A 2,881-nucleotide genomic window follows, 5' to 3' on the forward strand; every position below is an offset into this window, starting at 1 on the left:
TCGGTGAAGGCCGCCTTCCCGGATTGTGCTCGATGATGAGATGATTTGCTCATTGATTTGCAAACAAATGAGCAAACGTGACGACGGTTACGGTTCTGTCCGGTCCGGAGCGGCGACGGCGGTGGACCACTGCCGAGAAGCTCCGGATCGTCGAGGAGAGTTTGGCGCCCGCGGCCCGTGTCGTCGAGGTTGCGCGCCGACATGATGTTCACCCTAATCTGCTCACGGTTTGGCGGCGGCAGGCGCGCACAGGCGTCCTCGCTTGCGGGCCTGAGCCGATGCAGCGGCAGGATGCCGAAGTCCGTTTTGCGGCAGTCTCCATTGCGCCAGACCGGCAACCGTTGACGGCTCCCGCCGGAAGCTGCGGTGCGATCGAGATTGAGTTCGCGGCCGGGGCTCGGATGCGGATCACGGGTGCGGTTGACGCGGCAACGCTGAGCGCAGTCGTGACGGCGCTGACGGATGGACGGCCGCGATGATCCCGCTGCCGGCCGGCGTGCGGGTATGGCTCGCGACCGGCTATACCGACATGCGGAAGGGCTTTCCGTCGCTGGCCTTGCAGGTTCAGGAGATCTTGCATCGCGACCCGCTGGGCGGCCACCTGTTTTGCTTCCGCGGTCGTCGCGGCAATCTCTTGAAGGTGATCTGGCACGACGGCCAGGGCGCCTGCCTGTTCACGAAGCGCCTGGAACGGGGCCGCTTCATCTGGCCGAGCCCGGCCGAGGGCGTGGTGACGATCTCGTCGGCGCAGCTCGGTTACCTCTTGTCCGGGATCGACTGGAGGCACCCACAAGAGACGTGGCGGCCGACGTCGGTCGGATGAGGCTTTGCGCTTCTCGGATCGTGATGGATGTGATTCCATCATCGTCGTGACCACATCTGAATCGCTTCCCACCGATCTTGCCGCCGCGCATGCGATGATCCTCGCGGAGCGTGCCGCGCGCCTTCAGGCGGAAGCGGTCGCGGCGAGCGCCAAAGCGGAGGCTGCCGATGCGAAGGCGGCCGAGGCACTGATCAGTTACCTCAAGCTCGAGATCGAGAAGCTGCGTCGCCAGATTTATGGCAGCCGCTCGGAGCGCAAGGCACGGCTCTTGGAGCAGATGGAGCTTCAGCTTGAAGAGCTGGAAGCAACCGCAACCGAGGACGAGCTGGCAGCCGAGCAGGCCGCGGCCAAGGCACAGACCGTGCAGTCGTTCAAGCGCACGCGGCCGTCGCGTAAACCGTTCCCCGACCATTTGCCGCGCGAGCGCATCGTGATCTCGGCTCCGGAGAGCTGCCCCTGCTGTGGGTCCTGGAGGCTCTCGAAGCTGGGGGAGAACATCACCGAGACGCTGGAGGTCGTTCCCCGGCAGTGGAAGGTGATCCAGACGGTGCGCGAGAAGTTCTCGTGTCGGGACTGCGAGACGATCACTCAGCCGCCGGCCCCCTTCCACGTGACGCCGCGCGGCTTCGCCGGGCCCAACCTCCTGGCCATGATCCTGTTCGAGAAGTTTGGTCAGCATCAGCCCTTGAACCGGCAGAGCGAGCGCTACGCCCGGGAGGGCATCGATCTGAGCCTGTCGACACTGGCCGACCAGGTCGGTACCTGTGCGGCGGCCCTACAGCCGCTTTATCGCCTCATCGAACGCCACGTCCTGGTCGCCGATCGGCTGCACGGCGATGACACCACGGTGCCGATCCTGGCCAAGGGGCAGGCGGTCAAAGGGCATATCTGGACCTACGTCCGCGACGATCGGCCGTTTTGCGGACGGGCGCCGCCGGCCGCGCTCTATTACGCCTCGCGCGATCGACGGCAGGAGCATCCCACGCGGCATCTTCAAAGCTTCACCGGCATCCTGCAGGCTGACGCCTATAGTGGCTATAACGAGCTGTACGACGCCTCGCGCGCGCAGGGACCGGTCACGCCCGCACTCTGTTGGGCCCATGCCAGGCGGCAGTTTTTTGAACTGGCGGACATCGCCGCCAACGCAAGGCGAGACAAGAACGCCGCGGCGATCTCGCCGATAGCCCTGGAGGCGGTCAAGCGCATCGATGCACTGTTCGATATCGAGCGCGGCATCAACGGCCAAAGCGCCGAAGAGCGGCTGCGGGTGCGTAAAGAGCAAAGCGCCCAGCGTTTGATGGCATTGGAAGCATGGCTGCGCGAGCAGCGCGCCCGGCTGTCGAATTCGTCCGCGGTCGCCAAGCCAATCGACTACATGCTGCGCCGCTGGGGCCGGTTCGCCCGCTTCGTCGATGACGGACGGATCTGCCTGACAAACAATGCGGCGGAGCGCGCGCTACGCGGCTTTGCTCTCGGCCGCAAGTCTTGGCTCTTCGCCGGCTCCGAACGCGGTGCCGATCGCGCCGCCATCATGGCGACGCTAATTATGACCGCCAAGCTCAACGACATCGATCCCCAGGCATGGCTCGCCAACGTCTTGGCTCGCATCGCCGAGACCCAGCAGAGTCGGCTCGCCGAACTCTTGCCATGGAATTGGAATCCATCATCAGCAAAATCACTTGTAGCATAGGGCAAGAAAATGGCTCACGGACGAAACAAGTATCAGTCACGAGAGAACCGTGCTCGTGTCCGTGAGATCTTGCTTCGCGACTGGGATCCCATCGGGGTCTACGGCATACCAGAGGCCGCCGACGAGTATGACACCTACGCAAACAGGGCCTACGTCATGCTGATGGACGAAGGCGCAACCGCGAGCGAAATTGCCCACTATCTCTATATTGTCGCCACCGAGCATATGGGACTCACCGACCACGGAAGACTAGCCGAGAAGAGTGATCAGGTTGCCCGACTACTAATCCAGCTTCGACCTGAGTTCGGCACTCACTGAAACACTATCACCCGAAACCTAGCTGGCCGCGGCCCTCACCGGAGGGTTAC

4 protein-coding genes are annotated in these 2,881 nt (G+C 63.7%); all 4 read left to right on the forward strand.

Annotated features, from left to right (window positions below; translation table 11 throughout):
* Window positions 1-77 precede the first annotated feature (77 nt).
* The 4 genes from tnpA to AC5ZG1_RS43720 all read left to right on the forward strand — a co-directional run bounded on the left by tnpA (window position 78) and on the right by AC5ZG1_RS43720 (window position 2,831).
* A complete protein-coding gene (gene tnpA, locus AC5ZG1_RS43705; protein ID WP_496136497.1) occupies window positions 78-479 on the forward strand; it encodes an IS66-like element accessory protein TnpA in 402 nt (133 codons plus the stop codon).
* Window positions 476-823 carry an IS66 family insertion sequence element accessory protein TnpB gene (gene tnpB, locus AC5ZG1_RS43710; protein ID WP_135176416.1) on the forward strand — a complete coding sequence of 116 codons (348 nt, stop codon included), beginning with the start codon at window positions 476-478 and terminating at the stop codon, window positions 821-823. The genes tnpA and tnpB overlap by 4 nt, the downstream gene beginning before the upstream one ends.
* 94 nt (window positions 824-917) lie before the next feature.
* Window positions 918-2,513, forward strand: coding sequence for an IS66 family transposase (tnpC, locus tag AC5ZG1_RS43715; protein WP_496136499.1), 1,596 nt, complete (start codon window positions 918-920; stop codon window positions 2,511-2,513).
* Window positions 2,514-2,522: 9 nt separating this feature from the next.
* A complete protein-coding gene (locus AC5ZG1_RS43720; RefSeq protein WP_496136498.1) occupies window positions 2,523-2,831 on the forward strand; it encodes a hypothetical protein in 309 nt (102 codons plus the stop codon).
* The last annotated feature ends 50 nt before the right edge of the window (window positions 2,832-2,881 follow it).

It is taken from the genome of Bradyrhizobium sp. Leo78 (genome assembly GCF_059512425.1).